Below are 25474 nucleotides of genomic sequence, written 5' to 3' on the forward strand. Positions count from 1 at the left end.
ATGGACAAGACCGACTGGAAGCTCCTCAAGGAGATCGCGGACCTGGAAAAGACCCCCCAGGGCGCCTACAACATCCGCGTCAACGGCCAGATGGACTCCCGTTCCACCACAGCCAACATCGACATTACCACCAAGACCGACGGAAAGTCGGGCATCGATATCCGGGTCAAGCCGGGCACCAAGAAGGAGTCGGTGCACATCCCCGTCATCATCCACGCCACCGGTTTCACCGAGCTGGTCTACAACGATTTCTTCATCGGCGAGGACTGCGACATCGACATCGTGGCGGGCTGCGGCATCCACAATACCGGCTGTGAGACCGCCCAGCACGACGGCCTGCACACCTTCTACATCGGAAAGAACTCCAAGGTGCGCTATGTGGAGCGCCACTACGGCGAGGGCGAGGGGACCGGCGAGCGGATCTTCAATCCCCAGACCGTGGTCTATCTGGAAGAGGGGGCCTCTATCCAGATGGAGACCACCCAGATCCGGGGCGTGGACTCCACCAAGCGGGACACCAAGATCGTAGTGGGGAAGAACGCCGAGGCGGTCATCACCGAAAAGCTCCTTACCCACGGCAGCCAGACCGCCGAGTCCGACATGGAGATTATCCTGGACGGCGAGGGGGCCAGCGGCCGGGTGATCTCCCGTTCCGTGGCACAGGAGGAGTCCAAGCAGATCTTCTACCCCAAGATGACGGGCAACAACAAGTGCTTCGGCCATGTGCAGTGTGACTCCATCATCATGGGGAACGCCCAGGTATCTTCTATCCCGGCCATCGTGGCCAACCATGTGGACGCGCAGCTGATCCACGAGGCTGCCATCGGCCGGATCGCCGGCGATCAGCTCCTCAAGCTGATGACGCTGGGCCTGACCGAGGAAGAGGCAGAGGAGAAAATTTTGGATGGATTCTTACAGTAACCTGCGGGCCCGTGCCAAGTGCAACCGCTTTGCCGAGCACAACGGCATCGAGCTTACCTTGATCGAGACCGACCATGTGGAGGGGGAGATCACCGTCACCGAGGCCCATCTCAACCCCATGGGGATGGTCCACGGCGGCTGTCTCGCCACTCTGGCCGACACGGTCACCGGTACGGCGGTGGCCACCCGGGGCCGGGTGGGCGTGACCATGGACTGTCGGATGGACTACCTCCGGCCGGCGGTCAACACGAAAAAGATCCGCTGCGTGGCCATTCCCCAGAAGATCGGGAAGACCATTACCCTCTATCGGGCGGAGCTCACCAACGACGAGGGCGCGCTGGTGGCGGTGGGGACCTTCAGCTTTTTCCTCACCGATAAACCCCTGCCCAACTTTGAAGAGCTGGTGGAGCGGGCCAAAGCATACGGACAGACGCAGAAAAGCGAATAAAACCAGCGGGACCATTTCCACGGAAATGGTCCCGCTTTTTTCTAGGGGAGGGTATCGTCTGTGGGAAGGGTACCGCTCTCCAGGGCGAGAAAGCGGAGCAGAGCCGCCAGGAGGGTGAGGAGCGAGGCAGCACTCTCCAGCCCGGCGGCCCGCCGCTCCTCCGCAGGGGCGGAGCGCTGATTTTTCCAGGCCAGACAGAGAAAGAAGAGTCCGCCCCCCACCTCCAGGGCGGCACTCCCCCAGGAGAGGGGGAGGGAGTCGGTTTCCCGGGGGGTGCGGCCCTCCAGCTGGGCATCCAGAGATTCCCGTTCCCAGAGTGCTGTCTGAAGGGCGAGCAGCAGAGAGAGGACGGCAAACAGCAGAAAGAGGATGGTACACGTTACATCCCGCTGCCCCTCCAAAAGGGAAGAACGTTCGGTTTCGATCCATACCGCCCCCTTTCTGTGCCATCTTATGCCGCAGAAGGCGGAAAGTGCAGACTGGAAAGCCTGAAAAATAAAATGCAATTCCAGACATATAAGAACGTGGAGGGGTTGCTTTTTCTGTCTAAATATGCTAAAATTTTATAAGTAATAAAAAATATTTTTTAGAAAAAGAGGGAGGGCGCATCATGCAGCGTCACACACTCGCCTGCCGGTACGGCATCTTTTTCGGAGGGGTGGTCCTGTCTGCCCTGGGCATTGCGCTCATCACCAAGGCGGGGCTGGGAACCAGTGCCATCTCCAGTCTGGCCTATGTCATGACCTTTGTGGTCCCGGGCGTCTCGCTGGGGACCTTTACGCTGCTGGTAAATCTGGCGGCGCTGGGAGCCCAGATCCTGCTGTTGAGACGGGAATTTCGGCCCATTCAGTTTCTCCAGCTGCCGGCTACCGTCATTTTCTCGGCGGGGATCGATCTCTGGACCTACCTGATGCGGGATTGGACCGTGGGCGCCTACCCCATGGGATGGATTCCCCTCCTGGCGGGCTGTGTGATCCTGGGCCTGGGCGTGGCGCTGGAGGTGCTGGGCGATGTGCTCTATCTGCCCTGCGAAGGGGTGGTCAAGGCCATCAGCTACAAGAGCCACGCCGAGTTTGGGACGATTAAGACCCTCTTTGATCTGAGCATGGTGCTCTCGGCCATTGTGGTATCGGTGCTCTGTCTGGGGCACATCAGCGGCCTGCGGGAAGGCACGATCGTAGCGGCGGCCACCGTAGGCGGCATCTCCCGCTTTTTCCGGGAGAAGCTTGGGAGCCTCCTGGACCGGACAACGGAGGAGGCCGACCCGTCCGAGGTCTCCGTCCAAAGCTGAACAGAGGAAAGCTGCCGGTCTCCCGCGGGAGACCGGCAGCTTTATACATTGAACCGAATGATACAACGAGAATCCCCGCCCGGCATGCGCTCCGGGCGGGGATTCTCGTTTGCAGAGTTGAGAAAGAAGAAAGGGGTTTTTATCGGAACACGCTTACTTCAGCAGATAGCTGTAATTGGCGTAGACCGCACAGATGAGCTTCCGCAGGTCCTCGTACAGGCCGCAGGAGGCGTCCTCCACGTGGTACTCCTTGACCTGGCCGCCCAGGCGTACCCGGGTCAGATCGCCCTCCAGACGGAGGAAGCCCTCGTTCTCGCTGTTGTTGAAGTCCTCCTCGCTCCAGAAGAGGGTGAACTTGTCCTTGTAGGGACGGGAGTCATAGGGGCAGAAGGTGGCGCAGTTGCCACACTCGTTGCACATGCCATCCACATGGATGATCTGGCGCATCCGCTTTCCGGGGACCCAGACGGCCACGTTGGCGCGGTTGGGGCAGACCTCAGTACAGGTCTCACAGACGGTGGCGCAGCCCAGGCAGCGGATCTCGTCGCAGCTCTTGCAGTCGTTGCAGAGGATGCCGCGCTTGGCCAGAGGAGCCTGGTAGTCGGCGTTGACGTTCTTCTCCACATACTTCTCGGTGTCGAAGGCCTGGATCGCCTTAGCGGCCTTGGTGGCGCCGGCAATGGCCTCCACCACGGTGCCGGGGCCCTTCTGACCGTCGCCGATCACAAAGACGTTCTTGATGCTGGACTCCAGAGTCTCCGCGTTGACCACAGCCTTGCCGCGGTTATCCACAGCCAGTCCGTTGGCGGTGTAGAGAGCGGTGTCCACCTTCTCGCCCACGGCAGTGATGACGGTGCAGGCGGGGACCTCCACCACGCGGCCGGTATCCACGGGGGTGCGGCGGCCGGTCGCATCGGGAGCGCCCAGTTCCATCTCGTGGCAGGTGAGGACGCCGTCCTTCACACCCACGGGAGCCAGCAGCTCACGGAACTCCACGCCGTCCTCCAGAGCCAGCTCCAGCTCCTCCTGATCGGCGGGCATATAGCGCTTGGTGCGGCGGTAGACCAGGGAGACCTTCTTAACGCCGGGGATGCGCTTGGCAGCCCGGGCGGCATCCATGGCGGTGTTGCCGCCGCCGATGACCACCACGTTCTCGCCCAGCTGGAGGGACTCGGGGGCCTTCTTGGCCTTCTCCAGGAACTCGATGACGTTCATCTCCTCGCCGTACTCCAGACCGGCGCTGCCCTTGTTCCAGGCGCCGGTGGCGAAGATGACGTGGGTGTAGCCCTGATCAAAGAGCTCCTGCGCGCTCTTGACCTCGGTATTGAGGACCACCTTGGCACCCATGGCCTCCATGAGCTTCACATCGTTGTCGATGGCGGAGGCGGGGATACGGAAGGCGGGGATCACATGGCGCACGATGCCGCCCAGGGAATCCTTGCGCTCAAAGATGGTCACGTCCACGCCGGCGCGGCCCAGGAAGTAGGCGGCGGACATACCGGCCGGGCCGCCGCCGATGACGGCAACCTTCTTGCCGGAGACCGGCGCGCCCGCCTTCAGCTTGGGCAGCAGAGCGGAGAAGCCGCCCTCAGCCGCCTTGAGCTTCTGGGTACGGATGTACACGCTCTCCTCATAGGCGTTGCGCATGCACTTGTCCTGGCAGCGGTGCGAGCAGATGGTGCCGGTGATGAAGGGCAGAGCATTGCGGTGGGTGATGACCTCCAGGGCCTCCTCATACTTACCGGCGTTGACCAGCATCAGGTAAGCGGGAATATCCTGCTCGATGGGGCAGCCGTTGCGGCAGGGGGCGGTGAAGCAGTCGATGAGGGGGACCTTCTTGTCCAGCTTGCGGCTGGGCAGAGGTTTCATGGGCTTCTGGTAGTGGCAGTCGGCAAAGAGCTGAGCCAGCAGGGCGTCCAGCTTGGCCACATCCACGCCCTGGAAGGCGCCGTTTTCCTTGTCGTCAAACTGAGCGGCGATCTGGGCCAGACGGTTGTAGCCGCCGGACTTGAGCATGGTGGTAGCCATGGTGACAGGCCAGATGCCGCAGTCCACCAGAGCCTTGATGTTGTGATAATCCGCGCCGCCGGAGTAGGAGATGCGCAGCTTGCCGTCGAACTCGTGGGAGAGCTTGCCGGCCAGAGACAGAGTCAGGGGGTACAGGGAGCGGCCGGACATGTACATCTCCTCGCTGGGCAGCTCGCCGGCGGCCACGTCCACGGGGAAGGTGTTGGTCAGCTTGACGCCGAACTCCAGGCCCTTCTCGGCGCACAGGGCCATCAGGCGGCGGAGCATGGGCACCGCGTCGCAGAACTGGAGATCCTCCAGGAAGTGATGGTCGTCAAACTGGATGTAGTCAAAGCCCAGGGAATCCAGGGTCTTGCGGGCAAACTCATAGCCCAGCAGAGTGGGGTTGCACTTGATGAAGGTGTTGAAGCCCTTGTTCTGGATGAGATGGTTGGCGATGCGCTCGATCTCATCGGGGGGGCAGCCGTGCAGGGTGGAGATGGTGACAGACTCACTGATCCGGGGAGTGATGGCCTTCACATAGGCCTCGTCCACGTTCTGGAACCGGTCCAGATTGTTCAGGGCCCAGTCCATGCACTCCTTCCACACCTCGGTGTTGGAGGCATCCCGCATCTCATTGAGGTACTTGTCGATCTTCTCGGACTGGATACCGGCCAGATCGTAACCCACGCTCATGTTGAACACGAAGCCGTCAGGATCGCCCAGGCCGTACTCCTTGGCCAGCAACTTGCAGGCGAACCAAGCCTTCACATACTCGGCAAAGGCCTGGGGCACATAGAGCTCGGTGGACCACTCGCAGTTGTAGCACTCGTCCTCAGCGGTGATACAGGGCTTGGCCACACACTTGGACAGCTCGTCGCCGTCCATGATCTGGACGGTCTTGACCTCGAAGAAGCGGCTGCCGCCGGCATAGGCGGCGATCAGGTTCTGGGCCAGCTGGGTATGAGGACCGGCGGCCGGACCAAAGGGAGACTCAATCTTCTCCTGGAAGATGGGACGGGCCTGGCCGTCCTTGTGTTCGACGATCTTAGAGACGCCGAAGATAGTACCCTGGTCATGATGCTCGGTCAGGATCCAGTTCATCAGATGGGCAAAGGACATGGGACGCATAATATCGCTCATAAAGAAAACCTCCCGGCTTATTTCCGTATTTTCTCCAGACAAATAGGGACATCCCTCCGCGAAGCGGGGGCTTACCGCCCCGCGGAGGATCAAATATGTTTATTGCACGTGCAGACAGGACTTAGTAGGTGCAGTGATTGAGGGTGCCCCAGAGCTTCTTGGACTGCTCCATGCACCAGGCGTTGATCTTGTCCTCGTCGATGCCGACGAACTCGCGGTCCTTGTAGACCACCTTGCCGTTGATGATGGTGGTGCGGCAGTTCTTGCCCATCATGCCGAAGAGCATGTGGCCGTCGATGTTGGCGTCGGAGAAGGGGGTGAAGGGCTTGTAGTCCATGACGATCACGTCGGCCGCGGCACCCTCGGCCAGGATGCCCAGAGGCTTCTTGAAGTAGCGGGCGCCGATCTTGGCGTTGTTCTGGAAGAGCATGCCGGTGGCCTCACACCAGCCCACGTTGGGCTGGGCGGTGTTGTGGCGCTGCATGGGCAGCAGGACCTTCAGGCTCTCCAGCATGTCGTGGGTGTAGGCGTCGGTGCCCAGGCCGATGAGGATGCCCTTCTGGTACATCTGGAGGACCGGCGCGCAGCCCACGGCGTTGCCCATGTTGGACTCGGGGTTGTTGACCGCCATGGTGTTGGTCTCCTTGATGATGTCCATCTCGGCGGGAGAGACGTGGATGCAGTGGCCCAGCATGGTCTTCTCACCCAGAATGCCGTTGTAGAGCAGGCGGTTGACCGGGCGGCAGCCGTAGTTGCGCAGAGAGTCATACACGTCGTTCATGCCCTCGGCCACGTGGATGTGGAAGCCGGTCATGCCGTCGTTGGCCTTGACCATCTTCTCGAAGGTCTTGTCCGAGATGGTGAAGAGGGCGTGGCCGCCGAACATGGCCTTGATCATGTCGTCGTCCTGCTCCTTACACCACTTGGCAAAGTCGGCGTTCTCCTGGATGGCCTGGTCGCACTTCTCCATGCCGTCGCGCTCGCTGACCTCGTAGCAGAGGTTGGCACGGATGCCCACTTCCTGGCAAACATCCTTGATGGCGAAGAGGGAGCCGGGGATCTCACAGAAGGAGGCGTGATGGTCAAAGATGGTGGTCACACCGTCCCGGATGCAGTCCAGCACCGTGGCATAGGCGCAGGCGCGGGTGCCGTCCAGGGTCAGATTCCGGTCGATGTACCACCACTGGCCGTCCAGCACCTCAAAGAAATTGGTGGGGTTGAAGCCGTTGATGGACAGGCCGCGGGCCAGGCCGGAGTAGATGTGGGTGTGGGCGTTGATGAGGCCGGGCATGATCACGCCGCCCTTGGCGTCCACAAATTCAGCCTCGGGATACTTGGCCTTCAGGTCGGCAAAGGAGCCGATCTCCTTGATGACCTGGCCGTCGATCACGACAGCGCCATCCTCCACATAGGGGAGGGCTTCGTTGCGGGTGATGAGTTTACCGTTTCCCACTAGCAGCATATGGTTGTCCTCCTTATTTGTTCGGCGGGTCTGCACGAGATGCCCCTGTTCCCCTTTGCGCGGCGGAATAAAAAAGGACCCTCATGGAAATGAGCGTCCTGCCGGTTGCGGCCCATGACCAGCAATCGGATTCAGAAACACTCCTCCAGCCCGTGCGCGAAGCACTTCGTTGCAGCCACGACCAATATGATGACTTTTTAGTGGATTTGCACAGGCAAATCACTTTTTATACTCCAAGTCTAACACAGAGTGCACCGAAAATCAACCCTTTTTTAGAGTACCAGAAAATTTTTCAGGCATAACGATTTTTCTTGTAATTCTTCCATGATATGATACAATATTCTCAATGCATATGTGGCTTTTACGACCGATTCTGAGGCAGAGAAGGAGAGAATGGGGATGGAAGAGCCAAAAAAAGGTATATTTTCCGCAAAAAGGCGCTTGACTGCCGGCCTCTGGCGGAAGGAAGGAATGAATTATGCTCAACGCATCCATACTTCAGTTTTTGTTTCAGCTGGCCAAGGGAATTGCCCAGCAATTTGGCCCCAACTGTGAAGTGGTGGTCCACGATCTGATCTCCAATGATCCGGACAGCTCCATTGTGGCCATTGAAAACGGCCATGTGACCGGTCGGAAGGTGGGAGACGGCCCTTCCCATGTAGTGCTGGAGGCCCTGCGCAGCGAGCGGGCCAATCTGCAGGACCATCTGAGCTACCTGACCCGGACCAAGGATGGCAAGATCCTCAAGTCCAGTACCTTCTATATCCGGGATGACGATGGGAATGCCGTTGGCATTTTCGGCATCAACTACGACATTACCCTCATGCTGGCCATGGAGAACAGCCTCAAGCAGTTTACCTCCACCGAACAGGAGAACCAGGAGCCGGAGGAGATCTCCCGTAACGTCAGCGACCTGCTGGACGAGCTCATCGAGCAGAGCGTCCGGGTGGTGGGTAAGCCGGTGGCGCTGATGAACAAGGAGGACAAGGTCAAGGCCATCCAGTTCCTCAATAACTCGGGGGCCTTCCTCATCACCAAGAGCGGTGATAAAGTGTGCAAATTCTTTGGGATCTCCAAATATACGCTGTACAGCTACATCGACGAGGCCAAAGAGGCCGCCAACTGAGAGAAACAGAGACAAAAAGCCGGCGAAAGCCGGCTTTTTTGGCCCAATTATCACCTTGCCGTACCGGCCTGGACATGGTACACTAGACAGGTGATTTTTGCGGAAGGAGAGCAGTGCCATGCGAGAGACGGACGGCATTTTATTTGATCTGGACGGAACCCTCTGGGACGCCGTGGAGGGGATCTGCCAGGGCTGGAACGCCGGATTTCAGGAGTGCGGGCTGGAGCCTGTACTGACCGTGCCCCAGCTGCGCAGCTGCATGGGGCTGCTGATGGAGGACATCGCCGCCCGGATCCTGCCCCAGATCGAAGACGGGGCACGGCGGATGGAGATCATGGAGATCTGCTACCGCCACCAGCTCCGCTATCTGGGGGAGCACGGCGGGAAGCTCTACCCCGGTGTGGCGGAGACGCTGGAGGAGCTGTCCGGGCGCGTTCCCCTCTTCATCGTGAGCAACTGCCAGGATGGCTATATCCAGTGCTTCTTGAAAGTCCACGGGTTGGAGAAGTATATCCGGGATTTTGAGTGCCCGGGCCGGACCGGACAGGCCAAGGCCGCGAACATCGCCCTGGTGGCGAGGCGCAACGGACTCTCCGCACCGGTCTATGTGGGGGATACCCAGGGGGACTGCGACGCCGCCCACGGGGCGGGCGTGCCCTTTTTCCATGCGGCCTATGGGTTTGGCAGCGTCGACCAGGCCGAGGGGCGCATTCAGTCCATCTCGGAGCTGACCGGTCTGCTCACGCCCCCCTGAAGGAATGAGACCGCCCGGCGGGGTCCCTTGTGACGAGGGCGGCATATGTGATAAAATAAAACGTTATTTTTGAAATGAAGGACGGTTTTTGCCTTGTCAAAATATGAATCGGAAATCAAGCGCCGGCGCACCTTTGCCATCATCAGCCACCCCGACGCCGGTAAGACGACCCTGACCGAAAAGTTCCTCCTCTACGGAGGGGCCATTGCCCAGGCCGGCCAGGTCAAGGGCAAGAAGAACACCCGTGCCGCCACCTCCGACTGGATGGAGATCGAGAAGCAGCGCGGCATCTCGGTGACCTCTTCGGTCATGCAGTTCCAGTATGACGGATACTGCATCAACATTCTGGACACCCCCGGCCACCAGGACTTCTCGGAGGATACCTACCGCACCCTGATGGCGGCCGACTCCGCGGTCATGGTCATCGACGCGGCCAAGGGCGTGGAGGCCCAGACCCGCAAGCTCTTCAAGGTCTGCGCCATGCGGGACATTCCCATCTTCACCTTTATCAACAAGATGGACCGGGAGGCCCGGGACTCCTTCGAGCTGCTGGAAGAGCTGGAGAAGGAGCTGGGGATCGAGACCTACCCCGTCAACTGGCCCATTGGCTGCGGCAAGGATTTTAAGGGCGTCTACGACCGGGGCAGCCGGAAGATCATCCACTTTACCAGCAACGGCGGCTCCAAGGCGGCCACTGCCACCGAGGTGGAGCTGGGGGATCCCAACCTGGACGGCCTGATCGGCTCCACCCTCCACCAGCAGCTGGTGGACGAGATCGAGCTGCTGGACGGCGCCGCCGCCGAGTTTGACCTGGACCGGGTGCGCCACGGCAAGCTCTCCCCGGTGTTCTTCGGCTCGGCCCTGACCAACTTCGGCGTGGAACCCTTCCTGGAGCACTTCCTCCAGATGACCACCGCGCCCCTGCCCCGGAAGGCGGGGGAGGAGATCATCGACTCCATGGACGACAATTTCTCCGCCTTTGTCTTTAAGATCCAGGCCAACATGAACAAGGCCCACCGGGACCGGATCGCCTTCATGCGCCTGGTCTCCGGCCGCTTTGACGCGGACAAGGAGGTCTACCATGTCCAGGGCGGGAAGAAGATCCGCCTCTCCCGTCCGCAGCAGCTGATGGCCGCCGAGCGGGAGATCATTGAGGAGGCCTATGCCGGAGACATCATCGGCGTGTTTGATCCCGGCATCTTCTCCATCGGCGACACCCTGTGCACTGCCGCCAAGAAGTTTAAGTTTGATCCCATCCCTACCTTCGCGCCCGAGCACTTCAAGCGGGTGCGCAGCCTGGATACCATGAAGCGCAAGCAGTTCCTCAAGGGCATGGAGCAGATCGCCCAGGAGGGCGCCATCCAGATCTTCAAGACCCCCTATTCCGGTATGGAGGAGGTCATCGTGGGCGTGGTGGGTACCCTTCAGTTCGACGTGCTGGAGTACCGCCTGAAAAACGAGTATAACGTGGACCTCTATATGGAGGGCCTGCCCTACGAGTATCTGCGCTGGATCGTCCGGGAGGATGAGGACGCCGAGCCGCTCAAGGAGGAGGATCTGATTCTGGGCACCGATACCAAGCTGGTGGAGGACTACAAGGGCAATCAGCTCCTGCTCTTCGGGTCCCAGTGGGCCATCCAGTGGACGGCCGACCGGAACAAAAACCTCACCCTGCGGGAGTTTGGCGGCAGTGCCGCCGATGCCTGATTCGGTTTGAAAAAGAGAACGCCCCGGCCTCTCAAGGGAGACCGGGGCGTTGTTGTATCATTGTGCGAGAGCGTCGCTCTGACAAAGGCGCTTTGTAAGCGGGGCCAGACGGCGGCAGAAGAAGCCGGAGATATGCCCCACGATGAGCGTTCCAATGATGGTGCCCTCCCGCAGTCCGGCCAGACGGCCCAGTCCTGCAAAGGAGGTCAGAATGGCCAGAACCAGGATGGTGTTGTCCACCACCAGCTCGGTGTGTCCAAAATCCCGGTGGAAGCGCTGGCTCAGTGCCTTGACAAAGCCCTCGTAGGAGAGGATGAGTACATCAGCCACCACTTCCAGGGCCACACCAAAGCCAAGCAGAACGCAGCCGATCAGCAAGAGGAGCAGCCGCACCGGATAGGGTAGGACCTCCGGGATAAAGAAATGCAGCACCCACATCCAGAGGTCAATGCAGTAAGAAAAGACAAAGTTGGCGGGCAGCTGAAGAAATTGGACCCGGCTGAATGCCCGGCCCAGCAGGGCGGCCTGCCCCAAAAAGAGCAGGATCTCAAAGATAAAATTGAAGGTACCAAAGGAGAGTGCGGGGAAAATCAGACTGCACACATAGGGCAGACCGGACACCGCACTGGTGCCCAGCCCGGCACGGGTGATGAGAGCAATTCCAAGGGCAGCAAAGATAACACCGGAGGTAAAAATGCCGTAACGCCGCACAAGTTCCGAACGGGACATAGGACAAGCTCCTCTCCTATTAGTACCATTATGCTACTATTATTATTTCGTTCATTATAGCATAGCAGACCATAGAAGACAAGGGCAGAGCGGGTCAGGAACTCAGCGGTAGAGCGGCCAGTTCCGGCTGAACCGGGGACGACGTATCCAGAATATAGAGGTCGGAATCGGTGTGGGGAAGTTCGGGCAGCTCCACCTGGGCAAGGCCGTCGAACAGGGTGCAAGCGGTGCCCTGGGGTGCAAGGGTGATGGCCACGGGGGAGAAGTGGATTCCCTGGCTAAAGCAGAGCTCCCAGACCGGCAGGGTGACCACTGCGAAACGCCGCCGGTACTGCCAGCCCGGCTGATAGGCCAGCCGGATCTCCAGCGCCAGGAGATCTTCGGAATGTACACACAGGCCCAGGCGGCAGCGGTTTTCGGGCAGGTCAGTCTCTGCTGTGGAGAAGAGGAGGTTGCCGTGGCGGGTGTGGGCGGTCACATCCAGAATGGATACGTCCCAGACCTCGTCGGGCAGGATCCCCAGGCGCTGAAGACACAGGCCCTGTAAGGCGGCCAGGTCGGTAAATTCATAGATAAAACGCATCTACACCACCACCTGATTGCAAACTAGGAAAAGAGAAGACAATTACATGCTATTTTGTAACTCTTGGTGCTATTGTAACACAGCGCGGTTACAGGAATGGTTACATTTTTGATTATAGTGGCACAAAAATAAAATATTTTGAAATGAGCAAAAAAGAAAACATCCGCTCCGGAGTTCCGGAGCGGATGTTTTTGTGTGATAGAAAGGAAATACAGGAGCCAATTAGCCGAAGCTGCGGTTCCACTTGTGGCCCTCGCGGCGGTTGGTGATGTGGCCGCGCTCGCACAGGTCCTCGGCGCACTTCTGCACCTTGCGGTAGATCTCCTTCTCGTCCTTGACGGTGGTGATGACGCCGTTCTCCATGACCACCTTGCCATCTACCATGGCGCCCACGATGTTCTTCATGGAGGCGGAGTAGACGAGCGTGGACACGGGGTTGTGCATGGGGATGGCCTTGGGGCACTCCAGCGGATCGAAGATGACCAGGTCCGCCTTCTTGCCGGCCTCCAGGGAGCCGATCTCGTCCCCCATGCCCAGAGCGCGGGCGCCGTCGATGGTGGCCATCTCCAGCACCTTCTCGGCGGTCATGGCCAGGGGATCCCGGGTGGCGACCTTGTGCTGGAGGGCGGTGAACTTCATGAGCTCCACCATGTCCTGGGCGTTGTTGGAGGCAGCGCCGTCCACGCCCAGGGAGACCGTGATGCCGTTGCGGAGCATCTTGGGCACATCGGCCACGCCGGAGGAGAGGTACTGGTTGGAGCAGACGTTGTGGGACACCTTCATGTCGTACTTCTTGGCCATGGCGATGTCCTTGTCGGTGAGGTAGCAGCAGTGGACCATCAGCACGTTGGGGCCCACGATGCCCAGGTCCTCCAGGACCTCGGCGTCAGGCAGACCATGCAGCTCCTGCGCGGCGTCGCGGTCGAAGGGAGTCTCGGAGATGTGAACGGTAAAGCCGGACTTGTACTCGTTGGTCACACGCCAGAGCATCTGCAGCAGGTCCTTGGAGTTGGACCAGATGGCAGCGGGAGCCACCCAGATCTTGATGCGGCCGTCCTCGCTGTTGTGATAGGTCTCAAAGAGGCGGCGCAGGTCCTTCTCAATGGTGTCCACATCCTGCATGATGCCGGGATGAACGCCGAACTGCTTGCCGGTGTTCATGCAGCCACGGCCCAGGATGCCGCGGATGCCCAGCTCCTTCATGGCGTCGATGACGCCGTCGGAGAGTTCTCCGGTGGGATGGGGATACATATAATCCAGCATGGTGGTGATACCGCTGTGCAGACCCTCCATGCAGCCCAGCATGGCGGCCAGGTAGCAGTCATTGCGGGTCAGGTTAGTGGCAGCGGGGAAGGTCATGGTCTCCAGCCAGTCCTTGAGCACCATGTCATCGCCCAGACCCTTGAGCAGGGTCTGGAAGAGGTGGTTATGGGTGTTGACAAAGCCGGGGAAGACGATCTTGCCGTCCAGGTCGGTGACCTTGGCGGCGTCGGTGTACTTGGCTTCCAGAGCGTCGCTGGGGCCGACCTCCACGATGCGGTTGCCCTGGATGGCCACAGCACCGTGGAAAAAGACCTCACGGTCGGGATTGACGGTGACAATGATTCCGTTTTTCAGCAGATGGTCGATCATAGTAGTTGCGCTCCTTTCCAAATCAGTCGGCGGAAGCTTCCGCGTCCAGATCCTCCTGCGTCTTGGGCAGGACGATATTCAGCACGATGGCAGTCAGGGCCACCAGAATGATGCTGGACTCACCGAAGAACATCTGCACATAGCCGCCCACCAGATCCAGGGTATCCTTGGCAAAGGAGATGCCCAGGCCCAGGGTGATGGAGATACCACAGATGAGCATGGAACGGCTGGTAAAGCGGCTCTTGGCCACCAGGCTCATGCCGCTCATGGCGATCATGGAGAAGACCACGATGGTAGCACCGCCCACCACGCAGTTGGGGATGGTGGAGAGAAGGCCGGCCAGCTTAGGGCAGAAGGCGGCCACAATGAGGGTCAGGGCGCCGGTGCCCATGACCCAGCGGGAGCAGACCTTGGTCATGGCCACGATGCCGGAGCACTGGCTGTAAGAGCCGGTGGCAAAGCAGTTGAAGACAGAGGCGAACATGCAGGCGAAGGCGTTGCCCAGGATACCGCCGGAGAGCTCCTCGTCCTTGGGCTGACGGCCCAGGCCGCCGGTGGCGGACACGGTCATATCGCCCACCATCTCCACGGCGTTGATGAAGTAGAGCAGAATAAAGACCAGGATGAACTCGGGCTTGAAGACCAGAGCGGGGCCGCCGTCGCCGAAGGCCAGGGGACGGGGAATGTCAAACCACTTGGCGGAGGCGATGTTGCTGAAGTCCACATAGCCGGTCACCGCGGCCACCACATAGCCAACCACGATGCCGATGAGCACGGCCGCGGCGCTGACCATGCCCTTGCCGAAGGCGGAGCAGGCCACGATCACCACGATGACCAGGCCGCCGATCAGCCAGTTATGAAGCTGTCCCATGGTGGGATCTCCCTGACCGCCGGCCAGGTTGTAGGCGGCGATGGAGAAGCAGGAGATACCGATGGAGACGATTATAGTACCCGTCACGATGGGCGGGAAGAATTTACGAATGTAAGGCAGCACAAATGCTACAAAGACCGAGGACAGGGCCGCCACCAGCTGGGCACCGAACAAAACGGGAAGTCCCAGCTCTTCGTTGGTCGCCACGGCCAAACAGATGGGCAGGAAGGTATAGGTGAGGCCCAGCATAATGGGAAGGCCGGAACCGATGCGGATCTTGCCCAGATGGATGGGGAAAGCCTGGATCAGCGTAGCCACGCCTGCGCCCAGAACAGAGCACTGGATGAGCAGGGTGGAATAGTAGCTGTCCATATTGGCGGCGCTGGCCACCAGGATCATGGGAACGATGTTGCCCACGAACATAGCCAGCAGCTGCTGGAAGCCAAGGGGAAAGGCCTGAAGGAACGGCGGTCTGCCGTCCAACTCATAGATGGCATTGCTTTTTGCGCTTTTGAACTGTTTCAACGTTGTATGTCCCTCCACAGGATGTCCACGGGAAGGGGCGTTCCCTTCCATTTCATCTCATCTCGTTGCGGACGAAGCGGCACTGTCGGGGGAACTCGGTGGGTGCCGCCTGCCTGTCGGCTGGTCATAAAAAGTACCGCCGTCCCCCAAGGGACGCCGGCTGAGCCGTTTCGGTATACAGGCTTGAGGGTGGAATAAGACGAGAAAAGAATTCCGGCCCTCCCGCGCATTCACTGCAAGCGCGGCCGAATTGCCTTCACCTCCTTATCTAGAGAGATTATATAACACTTTATAAGAGTAGTCCATACCTTTTTGTAAAAACCGACTGTCAAAAAAGGGTGAAAATAATTTTTCTTTGGAGCCCACTATGCAAAATGATATACAGGATATGTGGATTGGAAGAAAAAGGCTATCCTTGTGAGAGTAAGTTTTCCACATTATCCACATAGTTATCCACAAGGTGGTGGACAAGTTATGTGGATGCATTATTCAAAATATTGTTTACATAACGCAAAATATAACGAAAAAAGACGGCAGAATATCCAAAGGAAAAGGGGCGGGACTTGTCCCCCTCCGGGGAACCGTGCTAGAATAAACAGCGACAAGGCACCGCCCGCTGTGAAGGCGGTGTATTCTGCATGAAAACCGGCGTACCATGGAGCGCCGGCCGATGAGGTGAGACCATGAGGGATACCATTGCCGCCATTGCTACGGGGCCGGTCCGCTCGGCGGTGGGAATCATACGCCTGTCTGGGCCGGAGGCCATTGCGGCGGCCGCCGCTGTTTTCCGGGCGGCAAGCGGCCGGAGCCTGACCGAGTATGAAAATCGCCGCCTGGTACTGGGCGCTCTGCTGGACCGGGCGGGAAACCCGGTGGACCAGGTGCTGGCCACGGTGTCCCGGGCGCCGGAGAGCTATACGGGAGAGGATACGGCGGAATTGCAGTGCCATGGATCCCCGGCAGTGCTGACGCTGGGGCTGGAGGCCCTGTTTGCCCAGGGCGTGCGCCAGGCAAGGCCGGGCGAATTTACCCGCCGGGCCTTTCTGAACGGAAAGCTGGACCTGACCCAGGCCGAGGCCGTGGCCGACCTGATCGACGCGGAGACCCAGGCGGCGGCCCGGATCGCGGGGGGACAGCTCTCAGGCGCCCTCAGCCGCCGGATTGGGGCGGTCTATGACGCGCTGGTGGACGTGAGCGCCCATTTCCACGCGGTGCTGGACTACCCGGATGAGGACATCGACGCCTTTGGGGCAGAGACCCTGGACCGGGCGCTGGAAGGGGCGGAGCGGGATCTCTCCGCCCTGCTGGATACCTACCGCCGGGGCAAGCTGCTGGTAGGGGGGATCCCCTGTGCCATCGTGGGGCAGCCGAACGCGGGAAAGTCCTCTCTGCTCAACGCCCTGCTGGGCTATGAGCGTGCCATCGTCACCGATATCCCGGGCACCACCCGGGATACGGTCGAGGAAAAGTGCACGCTGGGCGGGCGGCTGCTGCGGCTCATCGACACTGCGGGCATCCGGGAGACCGGGGACGCGGTGGAGCGCATCGGCGTGGAGCGCAGCCGCCGGGCACTGGCCGGTGCGGAACTGGCCCTGGTGCTGGTGGATCTGACCCGGCCCCTGGATGAGGTGGACAAGGACCTCTTCCGAGAGGCGGTGGAGCGGGCCGGACAGGTGATCCTGGTGGGCACCAAGGCCGATCTGCCCCAGGCCCATCCCCTTTCGCTGCCCTGGAGTGCGGAGAAGCCGGTACCGGTGGTCTCCCTGAGCAGCCGCACGGGAGAGGGCCTTCCGGCCCTGGAGGAGGCCATCGCCGCCTGCTTCCCCTCGGAGGGAGGGGAAGAGCGGGGCGAGATGCTCACCAACGCCCGGCAGGCCGGGGCCGCCGGGCGGGCCCTGGAGCAGGTCCGCGCCGCCCGGGAGAGCCTTGCCTTAGGTATGACGCCCGACGCGGTGCTGGTGGATGTGGAAGGGGCCATGGAGGCTCTGGGAGAACTCACCGGACGGACGCTCCGGGAGGATGTGACGGCGCGGATCTTTGAGCGGTTCTGTGTGGGAAAATAAGAGTATGACAGGAGGATGGAGGATGCAGAAGAAGCGAGCAGCCGCGGCCCTGTTGGCGGCCGCCATGATCCTGGGGGTCCCGGCGCAGGCCGGGAGCCGGGGCGCCTTTTCGGATGTCCTGGAGAAGCACTGGGCCTTTGCGGCCATTGAGCAGGCCTATGCGGATGGAGTGATGACGGGGACCTACTATGACGCCGTGACCGGAGTCCGGCAGTTTTCCCCCGAGGGCTCCCTCAGCATGGCGGAGTGGCTGAGCATGCTGACCCGCGCCTGCTGGCCGGAGGAGGTGGCGTCCGCCCCGTCCTCTGGAAGCTGGTATGCCGGTGCGGCGGCGGTGGCAGAGCATCACGGCCTGCTGGATGGGGTGGAGGATGTGCCCCTGGAAGGGGCCCTGACCCGAAATGCCATGGCGGTGGTCATCCGGCATGTGCTGGAGGAGCAGGGCGTGGCCATGCCGGATGAGGAGGCCCTGCGGGATACCCAGGCCAAGATCGGGGACTGGGCCCAGATCCCTGCGCAATATCAGGAGTCCGTGGCGGCGGTCATGGCTCTGGGTATCCTCTCTGGTACGGACAGCAGCGGCACCTTTGCCGGTGGTGCGACCTTTACCCGGGGCCAGGCCGCTGCGGTATATGGCCGTCTGGAGGGTGTGCTTACAGCGGGAGCGGGGCTCCCCTCCCAGGAGACCACGCCCGAGGCAGAGGACCCGGTGGCGGCGGTGGTGCGTCTGGTCAATGAGGCCCGGGCCCAGGAGGGCCTGCCCCCGCTGGAGGTCCTCTCCGAACTGGAGACAGCGGCTGAGATTCGGGCCCAGGAGCTGGGAACACTCTTTGAGCACACCCGGCCCGATGGGCGCAGCTGCTTTACGGTCCTGGAGGAGTGCGGCGTGTCCTCTTACCGCGCCGCCGGAGAGAACATCGCCATGGGGACCGATGACCCGGAGCGGGCTATGGAGCTGTGGATGAACTCGCCGGGCCACCGGGCCAACATCCTCAAGAGCACGTTTACCCACATCGGCGTGGGTTACCATGAGGGCGGATGGGTCCAGCTCTTCCTGGGGCAGTGACGCATCCCAATCTGCCCAAACAGACCCAATCCATCGGATATGCAAAGAGAGCGCCTGTCCCAGAAGGGACAGGCGCTCTTTCTCTGGAAATTTACAGGGTGGACAGACGCTGGGCCAGAGCTGTAAGCTGTGTCTGGATCTCCGGGCGCTGGGGAAGTGGGCGGCGGTCGGCATCATCCATGCGGATGATGTCCTCACAGCTGGCGTGCAGATCGGAGAGGACGCCCCGCAGCATGAGCTCGGCGGGAAGGAACTGCCCCTCAAAGGGAGGTGCGCCCCCCACCAGCAGCAGCGCGCCCCGCTTGGTGGAGATCTGATCTTCGTCCCCCCGGACGGTGGCGGCCCAGTAGGGCTGGAGCCGGTCGATGATGGTCTTCAGGGGAGCGGGCACCGAGTGGAAGTAGAGGGGCGAGGCGATGATCAGATTGTCACACCCCTCGATGGCCGGATAGAGATCCTTCATCTCATCTTTTACGGCACAGCCCGGGTGGGAGAGACAGTAGCGGCAGTCCCGGCAGGGGGAGACCGGGGTGTCATAGGCCCGGACCACGGTGACCTCACCGGGCAGGCGCAGACGGAGGAATTCCACCAGTTCGGCCGTGCGGCCCCGGCGGCGGGCGGAGCCCTCCAGAATTATCGTTTTCACGGCTTTAACCCTCCCTTTTCCTGGAGCAGAGCGGCCTCCTCCTGGAGGCGGAAGACCGAGCGGGCCTCCTCGATGCGGGTGAGGCGGCCGTCCTCCAGCACCACCTCGCCCTCCACCAGTGTGGTGCGGACGCCGGCCGGGCTGGCGTTATAGATAATAGAGGTGACCGGATCAAAGCTGGGGACGGTGGTGCAGTTCATGGGATCGTAGAGGAAGAGATCGGCCCGCTTTCCCACCTCCAGGGAGCCCAGGTCCTTTTCGCGGTGGATGCTCCGGGCGCCGTCGATGGTGGCCATCTCCAGAAGGCGCATGGCGGGGAGGACCGTGGGGTCCCGGTAGAAGGCCTTCTGCCACAGGGCGGAGATCTTCAGCACCTCCAGCATGTTCTGACTGTCGTTGGAGGCCGCTCCGTCCGTGGCCAGGCCCACGGGGATGCCGTGCTCCAGCAGCTGGCACACCGGCAGGGTCTGGTACCCCATGAGCATGTTGGAGATGGCATTATAGGAGACGCTCACCCCGTGCCGGGCCAGGGTCTCCACCTCGTGGGGCTGGATCAGGGCGCAGTGGACGGTCAGGAGCTTGGTGTCCAGAACGCCGGTCTTTTCGTAAAATTCAATGGTGGATACCCCGTGGCGCTCCAGACAGAAGGCGTTGTCCTCCTCGGTCTCCAGCGTGTGGATGGTCAGGAGGGTGTCCAGCTCCCGGGCCAGATCGGCGCAGCGGCGGAAGCCGTCCTCGGACAGGCTCCAGACAATGCCGGGGGCGATGGCGACATCGATGCGGGGGTCGGAGCGGTACTGGCTGTGGAGACGGCGCACGTCGTCAAAGAAGTCCTCCATGGCCTCCACATGGGGCGGCTTGCAGGGGTCGGGGTAGTCCTCCGTGTTGGCATGTCCCCGGGCCAGCACGCCCCGGATGCCGATGTCCTGAAAGGCCTTGATGACCGCATCGCTCAGGCCGGGCCGTCCGTGGGCGTACTGGTAGTCCACACAGGTGGTCACACCGCTGTGGAGCTGCTCCGCACAGCCCACCAGAGCGGCCCAGTAGATGTTTTCCGGGGTAATGTTGCGGTAATGGGCGATAATGCACTCATCCAGCCAGCGGATGAGCCCCAGATCCTTGCCGAGATTTTTCAGCAGCATCTGGAAGAGGTGGTTGTGGGTGTTGATAAAGCCGGGGTATGCAATGGTGCCGGAGGCGTCCAGAACGTGGGGGGCGCTGTACTGCTCCAGCAACGCTTGGGTGGGAAGGATGGCGGCGATCCGGCCATCCCGGATGGCGATGCCGTGATCGGAAAGAATGCGGCGCTGGGGATCCATGGTGACCAGGGTTGCGTGAACGATCAGACGGTCTGCCTGCATAAGTATCCCTCCTGAACCAGATATGGATGGTTCTATTATGCTCCGATTTTTATAAATGTCAATAAAATTTTATAATTATAAAAAAGCTTTGACGGGCGAGGGATACGACTGCTATAATAGACAAAAACGGCCGACAGGAGGAACGGGAATGGAAGTGGGAGAAAAGCTCAAGCGCCTGCGGAAAGAGCGGGGGCTCACGCTTCAGGCGCTGGCCGACAAGAGCGGGCTCTCGGTGAGCTACCTGAGCAATGTGGAGCGGGAGGCCACCAGTCCTACGCTCCAGCATCTGGGACAGATCTGCCGGGCGCTGGACATCCTGATCGCGGATTTTTTGACAGAACCCGCCCAGGAGCACCGCCTCTATGCCCGGCGGGAGGAATTTGAGCCTGTGTTCCGCCTCCACTCCAGGGTGCAGTATGAGCTGGCCCTGTGCGGCAATCCTCCCTACAAATGCGTCTGCATCACCATGCAGGGGGGCGGGGAGGAAAAGGAGTACAGTATGGGCCTGCCGGAGGGGAATTTCCTCCTGGTCACCCAGGGGAGCATGCGTCTGGAGATGGAGGGCATGTCCTGTACTCTGCACCCCATGGACGTGGCGCTGGTGCCCGCCCACACCCCCCATACCTACGCCAATGCCGGGGAGGAGCCCTGCATTTCCTACTGGTTTTCCCTGGCACCGGCAGAGCCATCCCGATTTTAAGCAAACAGAGCGGCCCCGGTACCTCTCCTGCGGGAGATGGTACCGGGGCCACTGTATTTTTGAATGAGAATTAAGCCGCCCGGCCCAGAGTGGCGCTTTGGGCGGGGGAGAGCAGGGTGACGGGGGCCTCTTCCACGACCGGGGGCGTCAGACGGAGAAGCTCTGCCACGGCACAGAGCTTGTCCATGGCGCCCACCACCACGGATTCCAGGCAGTGATGGGGGCGGGTGATGGCGAGAGGGAACATATGGGTGGCGATGATGTCGGCCTCTGTGGGGTTGAGCGGAAAGCGCGCCTGGGCATTCTTCAGCGCCACCAGCGGGTGGTCAAAGGCGTGGTTCACATGGGGATGGGTGGACTTGTCCTGCCAGTTGTAGAGGTAGAGGTCGTGGAGCAGTCCGCCCCGGGCGGCCGAGCGCATATCCAGTCCCAGGGCGCGGCAGAGGCGGAAGCTGAGATAGGATACCAGCAGGCTGTGGTGAAAACAGCTGAATCCCTTGGCATGCTGGGGAAGCTGGCGCATAGCGCACACATCCGGATGGGCCAGAAGATCCTCCACAAAGGGAAGGTATTCGTCTCTGTATTTGAAATTCCACATAGGGCGGACTCCTTTCTCTGGTTGTAGCTCTAGGATACCAGAGGAAGGTAAAGAACATGAGACGAACTCTTTAAGATTTTCAAAAGAGCGGGTAAAACTTTTGGAAAGAGAGGAAGAAACGGCGGCCTGTACACGATAAAAAAGACGCCCGCAGACATGCGGGCGTCTTTGATGACGCAATAAAGGAGAGCGTGGAGCGGAAATCAACCCTCCACCAGAGAGTAGATCAGATCGGTGCAGCGATCCACACCCAGCACGCTGCTGTCCAGGCAGAGGTGGTAGTTGGCGGCCTGCCCCCAGTTGCGGTCGGTATAGTACTTATAGTAGGCGATGCGGCGCTTATCCTTGTCCAGGATGCGCTTTTCCGGCGTGTCCGCTTTTTCGCCGTAGAGCCGGACGATGCGGTCCTTTTTGAACTCCATGTTGGCGTGGATAAAGACGTTGAGACAGTCGGTGCGCTCCTTGAGGAAATAGTCGGCGCAGCGGCCCACGATGACGCAGGGACCCTGCTCGGCCAGATCCTGAATGATCTTGCGCTGGGTGATATAGATCTGATCGGAGAGGGCGTTGTTGGCCCAGTTGTTCAGGGTAAACAGGAAGCTGCTGGTGGCGCTGGCCTCCTCGCTGAAGCTCTGGATAAAGCTCTGGGACATACCGCTCTCCTTGGCAATCTGGGTGACCAGCTCCTCATCGTAGCAGGTCACGCCCATGCGCTGGGCCACCTGCTTGCCGATGGTGCGTCCTCCGCTGCCAAATTCCCGGTTGATGGTGACGATACGAAAGCCCATTACACTCCGTTCCTCCCTTGGATGGTTTCACAGCCCGGAAGAACGGGCCATGGTAAAGGTCTGTGCCCGGTTCCGCCAAGGCAGGGCGGAATGGGCTTACTTCCCTATTTTACCATGTGCCGTCAAGGGGCGCAAGACCCGCCCTCAGCCCCGGAGGAAGGCGTCGGCGGCCTGGATGGCCTGGGAGAGGGGGGCCCCCTCCGTGTCCAGCCAGAGGACGTCCCGGTCCTTTTTGAACCATACCATCTGCCGCTTGGCAAAGCGCTTGATGGCCCGGCCCAGTTCGTCAAAGAGCTCGTCTTGGGAGGAGAGCTTGCCGGTGAGATACCAGAGGATGTAGCGGTATTCCAGCCCCAACCCCTCCAAGAAGGCGTCGGTGGCCCCCTCTGCCCGCAGGCGGGCCACCTCCTCGATCATGCCGTCGTCCAGCCGCTTCTGGAGCCGCTCGTCGATGCGCCGGCAGAGGACATCCCGGGGATAGGTCATGCCCAGCTGGAGGACCTCATACCGGGGCACACGGGGGGATTCGGTGAGGGAATCTCCCGAGAGAAGTTTTTCCATGGTGCGCACCAGGCGGTGACGGTTCTTCTCCTCGCCGCCCGAGAGGGTGCGCCCGGTCTGGGCGCGGAACATGGCATAGAGCTCCTCGGCGCTCTTGCGCTCCAGCTGCGCCCGGAGGACGGGGTCGGGCTGGCTCTCCTGAAAGGTGTACCCCTCGGCCACCGCCCGGACATAGAGCCCGGTGCCCCCCACCAGGAGGGGGACCTTCCCCCGGGCCAGGATGTCGTCGATGGCGGCGTAGGCGTCCCGCTGGAACTCGGCCACCGAATAGCTCTGGTTGGGGGAGACCACGTCCAGCAGGTGGTGGGGTACCCCGTCCATCTCCTCCTCTGTGACCTTACCGGTGCCCAGGTCTAGGCCCCGGTAGACCTGCCGGGAGTCGGCGGAGACGATCTCGCCTCCCACATGCTTGGCCAGCTCCACACCCAGGCCGCTTTTGCCGCAGGCGGTGGTGCCCAGTATCACGATCAGTTTTGGCAGTGCCATGTTCGCACATCCTTCTGTCAGCCCGCGCTCGGCCGGGCATGGTGTTTCGGCTATTCTACCACAAAAGCAGGGCAGGGGCAACTTGGGGACGGCTACGCCACCGGCAGTACGCAGTCCCCGATGGCAATGGAGGCGATCTCGCCGGGGTCCCAGAAAGTAAAGGCGGAATCCGAGCAAAGGGGCCTGGAGAGGGAGAGGACACAGCAGCTCTCTCCGGCAAATTCGCTCACATAACCGCCGGTACACTCCAGGGAAAGAATGGTGCCGTCTGTTTTGGTGAGAGAGCAGGGGATCTGCGTGTCCTGATAGAGGCATTCATAGGGGGTGAGATCATTCCCCGCACCGATCAGGGAGATCCCCAGAGGGGTGATCTGCAAGGTGTGGATGGGCAAGGTTTGGCCGGCCAGCTCCAGTCCGTCCAGCGGAACGGAGATGCTTGTGACAGTATCTACCTGGAAGGGGATGGAGAAGGAGGAGTCAGGCACCAGCGGAGTGCAGGCATAGACGACCTCCAGCTCCAGCCAGGGGAGATCCTCCGGGGTAAAGGGGCAGTCCTGGAAGCTGTATACATAGGAGCCTTCCCCGTTTTCCAGCTCATAGCAGCGCATGGAGCCGTGATAGTACCGCGCACCGGTGCGGGTATCGACGATGGCGTTGGGGTAGACCTTATCACAGAGGATGTCGTTCTGTACGCCCATGTCCGGAGCGCTGATCCCGATGGAAAGGCCCTTCTCCTCCAGCATGACCGCACCATGAAGAACAGCACCGGAGAAACCATCCACAGCCGGGACCGGGAGAGCGGCATTCTGGCGGGAGAGCGCGGCGGAGATCCCGGAAAAATCAGAGGGGGAATAGGTGTCCCAGTGCTCTGCGGAGAGCTCCGCCAGAGACAAAACCGCTGTTTTATTGTATGGGGTCTTTCCCAGGGCAAAGAGGTCCAGGGTCAGGGTTTCATCCGCCAGGGAGGCGGCCCGGTCGGCAGTGGAGGCCTGAAGGACATAGTAGAGGGCCTTTTGGTCTGTGCTCTGCTGCGGGGCAGAAACCGCGTGCAGGGACAGGGATGTGCCGTCGGACAGAGAGAGGGACGGGGCGCGGCGCAGGGAGGAGAGGTTGAGGCCCACCGCCGGGTCGATCACCCCGCCATCCGCCCGGGTGAGGGAGAGAAGGAGCAGGACGCCGGTATCCTCGGCCACCGCGTCCTCCAGCGTGAGGGTGTATTCCCCTTTGGTCTGGGAGAGCCCCAGCTCGGTCACCGCGCTGGAAGGAATGGGCGAGGAGAAGAAATACCGCCAGGCGTCCGTGAGACCGACGGCCGCCGCGGCCGCGCCCAAAACGGCCAGCAGACAGGCGCAGACCAGGGCCATGCGGACATAGGGGCGCCGGTGCGTCCTGCGCGCGGCGAGGCGGGCATGGATGCCCGCTTCCAGCGGGGCGGGGGGCGTTTGGATGGAGGAGAGGGCCTGGAAGATCCGCTCTTCTTCCGGTGTGCGTTTCATAGAGATTCCTCCTGTTCGGTCAGAGCCCGGGCCAGTTTATGCCGGGCGCGCTCATAGCGTTTCCGCAGGGTGGCCGCGCTGTGCCCTAACATTTGGGAGAGTTCCTCATAGCTGCGCTCCTCCATGACGCGGCCAAAGACCAGCGCCCGCTCCTGCGGGGAGAGGGTCAGGAGCGCCGCGCGGAGCTGGGGACCGATGTAGTCCGGATCAGACACAGGGGTGGCCGGGGGAGAAAAGAGCTGCCGCTTCCGGCGGCGCAGGAGATCTATGCAGGTGGTATAGGCCAGCCGGTAGAGCCAGGCGGAGAGGTTGGAGCCGCGCCGGAACCGGGCGCGGCGGGTATAAGCTTTACAAAACGTAATCTGGACTGCGTCCTGCGCCTCATGGTAATCACACAGAATGTGGTGACAGTAACGCAGCAGAGGAGGGCCGTACCGAGAGACGGCCTCTGAGAGGATCTCGTCATCTGCCTCGGGGAAGCGCTCCTCCAGTGCCTGTGTGTCCATCCTA

The 25474-nt window shown here is 61.0% G+C and carries 24 protein-coding genes; 10 read left to right on the top strand and 14 right to left on the bottom strand.

The window, feature by feature from the left end:
* Together INF37_RS13675 and INF37_RS13680 are read left to right on the top strand one after the other, a co-directional pair.
* Complete coding sequence (locus INF37_RS13675) at positions 1–921, top strand: SufB/SufD family protein (protein WP_101691089.1); 921 nt, start codon at positions 1–3, stop codon at positions 919–921.
* A complete protein-coding gene (locus tag INF37_RS13680) occupies positions 905–1369 on the top strand; it encodes a PaaI family thioesterase (protein WP_101690954.1) in 465 nt (154 codons plus the stop codon). Before INF37_RS13675 ends, INF37_RS13680 begins: the two co-directional genes overlap by 17 nt.
* Before the next feature lie 41 nt (positions 1370–1410).
* On the opposite strand, the gene INF37_RS13685 is transcribed toward INF37_RS13680, so the two are convergent.
* A complete protein-coding gene (locus INF37_RS13685) occupies positions 1411–1770 on the bottom strand; it encodes a hypothetical protein (protein WP_193538878.1) in 360 nt (119 codons plus the stop codon).
* Between the two features lie 209 nt (positions 1771–1979).
* Here INF37_RS13685 and INF37_RS13690 point away from each other — a divergent pair, with 209 nt between their 5' ends.
* Complete coding sequence (locus INF37_RS13690) at positions 1980–2660, top strand: YczE/YyaS/YitT family protein (RefSeq protein WP_193538880.1); 681 nt, start codon at positions 1980–1982, stop codon at positions 2658–2660.
* 153 nt (positions 2661–2813) lie between these two features.
* Here INF37_RS13690 and ygfK read toward each other — a convergent pair whose 3' ends face one another.
* Positions 2814–5810 carry a putative selenate reductase subunit YgfK gene (ygfK, locus tag INF37_RS13695; protein ID WP_193538882.1) on the bottom strand — a complete coding sequence of 999 codons (2997 nt, stop codon included), beginning with the start codon at positions 5808–5810 and terminating at the stop codon, positions 2814–2816.
* 121 nt (positions 5811–5931) lie between these two features.
* Positions 5932–7272 carry a putative aminohydrolase SsnA gene (gene ssnA, locus INF37_RS13700; RefSeq protein ID WP_101690958.1) on the bottom strand — a complete coding sequence of 447 codons (1341 nt, stop codon included), beginning with the start codon at positions 7270–7272 and terminating at the stop codon, positions 5932–5934.
* Positions 7273–7355: 83 nt separating this feature from the next.
* Here ssnA and INF37_RS13705 point away from each other — a divergent pair, with 83 nt between their 5' ends.
* From INF37_RS13705 to INF37_RS13720, 4 genes are all read left to right on the top strand, one after another.
* Complete coding sequence (locus INF37_RS13705; protein WP_186964032.1) at positions 7356–7574, top strand: hypothetical protein; 219 nt, start codon at positions 7356–7358, stop codon at positions 7572–7574.
* 176 nt (positions 7575–7750) lie between these two features.
* Entirely contained in the window at positions 7751–8398 is a 648-nt protein-coding gene (locus tag INF37_RS13710) for a helix-turn-helix transcriptional regulator (RefSeq protein ID WP_193538884.1), read from the top strand.
* Between the two features lie 118 nt (positions 8399–8516).
* The gene (locus INF37_RS13715) at positions 8517–9152 is read left to right on the top strand and encodes an HAD family hydrolase (RefSeq protein WP_193538886.1); all 636 of its coding nucleotides are present in this window, start codon (positions 8517–8519) and stop codon (positions 9150–9152) included.
* A gap of 93 nt (positions 9153–9245) precedes the next feature.
* Positions 9246–10859 carry a peptide chain release factor 3 gene (locus INF37_RS13720; RefSeq protein ID WP_186964031.1) on the top strand — a complete coding sequence of 538 codons (1614 nt, stop codon included), beginning with the start codon at positions 9246–9248 and terminating at the stop codon, positions 10857–10859.
* Between the two features lie 57 nt (positions 10860–10916).
* Here INF37_RS13720 and INF37_RS13725 read toward each other — a convergent pair whose 3' ends face one another.
* The 4 genes from INF37_RS13725 to INF37_RS13740 all read right to left on the bottom strand — a co-directional run bounded on the left by INF37_RS13725 (position 10917) and on the right by INF37_RS13740 (position 15199).
* Positions 10917–11588 (bottom strand): YczE/YyaS/YitT family protein, encoded by a 672-nt coding sequence (locus INF37_RS13725; RefSeq protein WP_193538889.1) that lies wholly within the window; start codon positions 11586–11588, stop codon positions 10917–10919.
* Positions 11589–11682: 94 nt separating this feature from the next.
* A complete protein-coding gene (locus tag INF37_RS13730) occupies positions 11683–12171 on the bottom strand; it encodes a hypothetical protein (protein WP_101690963.1) in 489 nt (162 codons plus the stop codon).
* 222 nt (positions 12172–12393) lie between these two features.
* Complete coding sequence (locus tag INF37_RS13735) at positions 12394–13803, bottom strand: amidohydrolase family protein (protein WP_193538891.1); 1410 nt, start codon at positions 13801–13803, stop codon at positions 12394–12396.
* Between the two features lie 22 nt (positions 13804–13825).
* Entirely contained in the window at positions 13826–15199 is a 1374-nt protein-coding gene (locus INF37_RS13740; RefSeq protein ID WP_235964352.1) for a uracil-xanthine permease family protein, read from the bottom strand.
* Positions 15200–15882: 683 nt separating this feature from the next.
* Between INF37_RS13740 and mnmE the strand changes: the two genes are divergently transcribed.
* Both mnmE and INF37_RS13750 read left to right on the top strand, forming a co-directional pair.
* Positions 15883–17262 carry a tRNA uridine-5-carboxymethylaminomethyl(34) synthesis GTPase MnmE gene (gene mnmE / locus INF37_RS13745; protein WP_193538894.1) on the top strand — a complete coding sequence of 460 codons (1380 nt, stop codon included), beginning with the start codon at positions 15883–15885 and terminating at the stop codon, positions 17260–17262.
* 22 nt (positions 17263–17284) lie between these two features.
* The gene (locus INF37_RS13750) at positions 17285–18328 is read left to right on the top strand and encodes a CAP and S-layer homology domain-containing protein (protein WP_193538896.1); all 1044 of its coding nucleotides are present in this window, start codon (positions 17285–17287) and stop codon (positions 18326–18328) included.
* 91 nt (positions 18329–18419) lie between these two features.
* Here the strand turns inward: INF37_RS13750 and INF37_RS13755 are convergent, their stop codons facing one another.
* Together INF37_RS13755 and INF37_RS13760 are read right to left on the bottom strand one after the other, a co-directional pair.
* The gene (locus tag INF37_RS13755; protein WP_193538898.1) at positions 18420–18974 is read right to left on the bottom strand and encodes a flavodoxin family protein; all 555 of its coding nucleotides are present in this window, start codon (positions 18972–18974) and stop codon (positions 18420–18422) included.
* Complete coding sequence (locus INF37_RS13760; protein ID WP_193538900.1) at positions 18971–20335, bottom strand: amidohydrolase family protein; 1365 nt, start codon at positions 20333–20335, stop codon at positions 18971–18973. The genes INF37_RS13755 and INF37_RS13760 overlap by 4 nt, the downstream gene beginning before the upstream one ends.
* Positions 20336–20483: 148 nt before the next feature.
* Here INF37_RS13760 and INF37_RS13765 point away from each other — a divergent pair, with 148 nt between their 5' ends.
* Complete coding sequence (locus INF37_RS13765) at positions 20484–21035, top strand: helix-turn-helix domain-containing protein (RefSeq protein ID WP_193538902.1); 552 nt, start codon at positions 20484–20486, stop codon at positions 21033–21035.
* 70 nt (positions 21036–21105) lie between these two features.
* On the opposite strand, the gene INF37_RS13770 is transcribed toward INF37_RS13765, so the two are convergent.
* The 5 genes from INF37_RS13770 to INF37_RS13790 form a co-directional block, all read right to left on the bottom strand.
* Positions 21106–21633, bottom strand: a complete 528-nt coding sequence (locus INF37_RS13770; RefSeq protein WP_193538904.1) for an HDIG domain-containing metalloprotein — start codon at positions 21631–21633, stop codon at positions 21106–21108.
* Between the two features lie 203 nt (positions 21634–21836).
* Positions 21837–22421 carry a cytidylate kinase-like family protein gene (locus INF37_RS13775; protein ID WP_101690973.1) on the bottom strand — a complete coding sequence of 195 codons (585 nt, stop codon included), beginning with the start codon at positions 22419–22421 and terminating at the stop codon, positions 21837–21839.
* A 144-nt stretch (positions 22422–22565) separates the two neighbouring features.
* Positions 22566–23468, bottom strand: a complete 903-nt coding sequence (miaA, locus tag INF37_RS13780; RefSeq protein WP_193538906.1) for a tRNA (adenosine(37)-N6)-dimethylallyltransferase MiaA — start codon at positions 23466–23468, stop codon at positions 22566–22568.
* Between the two features lie 92 nt (positions 23469–23560).
* Positions 23561–24964: a hypothetical protein gene (locus tag INF37_RS13785; RefSeq protein WP_193538908.1), complete on the bottom strand. Its 1404-nt coding sequence runs from the start codon at positions 24962–24964 to the stop codon at positions 23561–23563.
* Positions 24961–25470: an RNA polymerase sigma factor gene (locus INF37_RS13790; RefSeq protein WP_193538910.1), complete on the bottom strand. Its 510-nt coding sequence runs from the start codon at positions 25468–25470 to the stop codon at positions 24961–24963. The genes INF37_RS13785 and INF37_RS13790 overlap by 4 nt, the downstream gene beginning before the upstream one ends.
* Positions 25471–25474: the final 4 nt, after the last annotated feature.

The sequence above is a fragment of the Pseudoflavonifractor gallinarum genome, from assembly GCF_014982855.1.
GTDB classification, from domain to species: Bacteria; Bacillota; Clostridia; order Oscillospirales; family Oscillospiraceae; genus Pseudoflavonifractor_A; species Pseudoflavonifractor_A gallinarum.

Excerpts from the sequence above, each read along its gene's own strand:
- INF37_RS13675 (WP_101691089.1), top strand. The coding sequence starts at position 1 with ATGGACAAGACCGACTGGAAGCTCCTCAAGGAGATCGCGGACCTGGAA.
- INF37_RS13680 (WP_101690954.1), top strand. The coding sequence starts at position 905 with ATGGATTCTTACAGTAACCTGCGGGCCCGTGCCAAGTGCAACCGCTTT.
- INF37_RS13690 (WP_193538880.1), top strand. The coding sequence starts at position 1,980 with ATGCAGCGTCACACACTCGCCTGCCGGTACGGCATCTTTTTCGGAGGG.
- ygfK (WP_193538882.1), bottom strand. The coding sequence starts at position 5,810 with ATGAGCGATATTATGCGTCCCATGTCCTTTGCCCATCTGATGAACTGG.
- ssnA (WP_101690958.1), bottom strand. The coding sequence starts at position 7,272 with ATGCTGCTAGTGGGAAACGGTAAACTCATCACCCGCAACGAAGCCCTC.
- INF37_RS13705 (WP_186964032.1), top strand. The coding sequence starts at position 7,356 with ATGGAAATGAGCGTCCTGCCGGTTGCGGCCCATGACCAGCAATCGGAT.
- INF37_RS13710 (WP_193538884.1), top strand. The coding sequence starts at position 7,751 with ATGCTCAACGCATCCATACTTCAGTTTTTGTTTCAGCTGGCCAAGGGA.
- INF37_RS13715 (WP_193538886.1), top strand. The coding sequence starts at position 8,517 with ATGCGAGAGACGGACGGCATTTTATTTGATCTGGACGGAACCCTCTGG.
- INF37_RS13725 (WP_193538889.1), bottom strand. The coding sequence starts at position 11,588 with ATGTCCCGTTCGGAACTTGTGCGGCGTTACGGCATTTTTACCTCCGGT.
- INF37_RS13730 (WP_101690963.1), bottom strand. The coding sequence starts at position 12,171 with ATGCGTTTTATCTATGAATTTACCGACCTGGCCGCCTTACAGGGCCTG.
- INF37_RS13735 (WP_193538891.1), bottom strand. The coding sequence starts at position 13,803 with ATGATCGACCATCTGCTGAAAAACGGAATCATTGTCACCGTCAATCCC.
- mnmE (WP_193538894.1), top strand. The coding sequence starts at position 15,883 with ATGAGGGATACCATTGCCGCCATTGCTACGGGGCCGGTCCGCTCGGCG.
- INF37_RS13750 (WP_193538896.1), top strand. The coding sequence starts at position 17,285 with ATGCAGAAGAAGCGAGCAGCCGCGGCCCTGTTGGCGGCCGCCATGATC.
- INF37_RS13760 (WP_193538900.1), bottom strand. The coding sequence starts at position 20,335 with ATGCAGGCAGACCGTCTGATCGTTCACGCAACCCTGGTCACCATGGAT.
- INF37_RS13765 (WP_193538902.1), top strand. The coding sequence starts at position 20,484 with ATGGAAGTGGGAGAAAAGCTCAAGCGCCTGCGGAAAGAGCGGGGGCTC.
- INF37_RS13770 (WP_193538904.1), bottom strand. The coding sequence starts at position 21,633 with ATGTGGAATTTCAAATACAGAGACGAATACCTTCCCTTTGTGGAGGAT.
- INF37_RS13775 (WP_101690973.1), bottom strand. The coding sequence starts at position 22,421 with ATGGGCTTTCGTATCGTCACCATCAACCGGGAATTTGGCAGCGGAGGA.
- miaA (WP_193538906.1), bottom strand. The coding sequence starts at position 23,468 with ATGGCACTGCCAAAACTGATCGTGATACTGGGCACCACCGCCTGCGGC.
- INF37_RS13785 (WP_193538908.1), bottom strand. The coding sequence starts at position 24,964 with ATGAAACGCACACCGGAAGAAGAGCGGATCTTCCAGGCCCTCTCCTCC.
- INF37_RS13790 (WP_193538910.1), bottom strand. The coding sequence starts at position 25,470 with ATGGACACACAGGCACTGGAGGAGCGCTTCCCCGAGGCAGATGACGAG.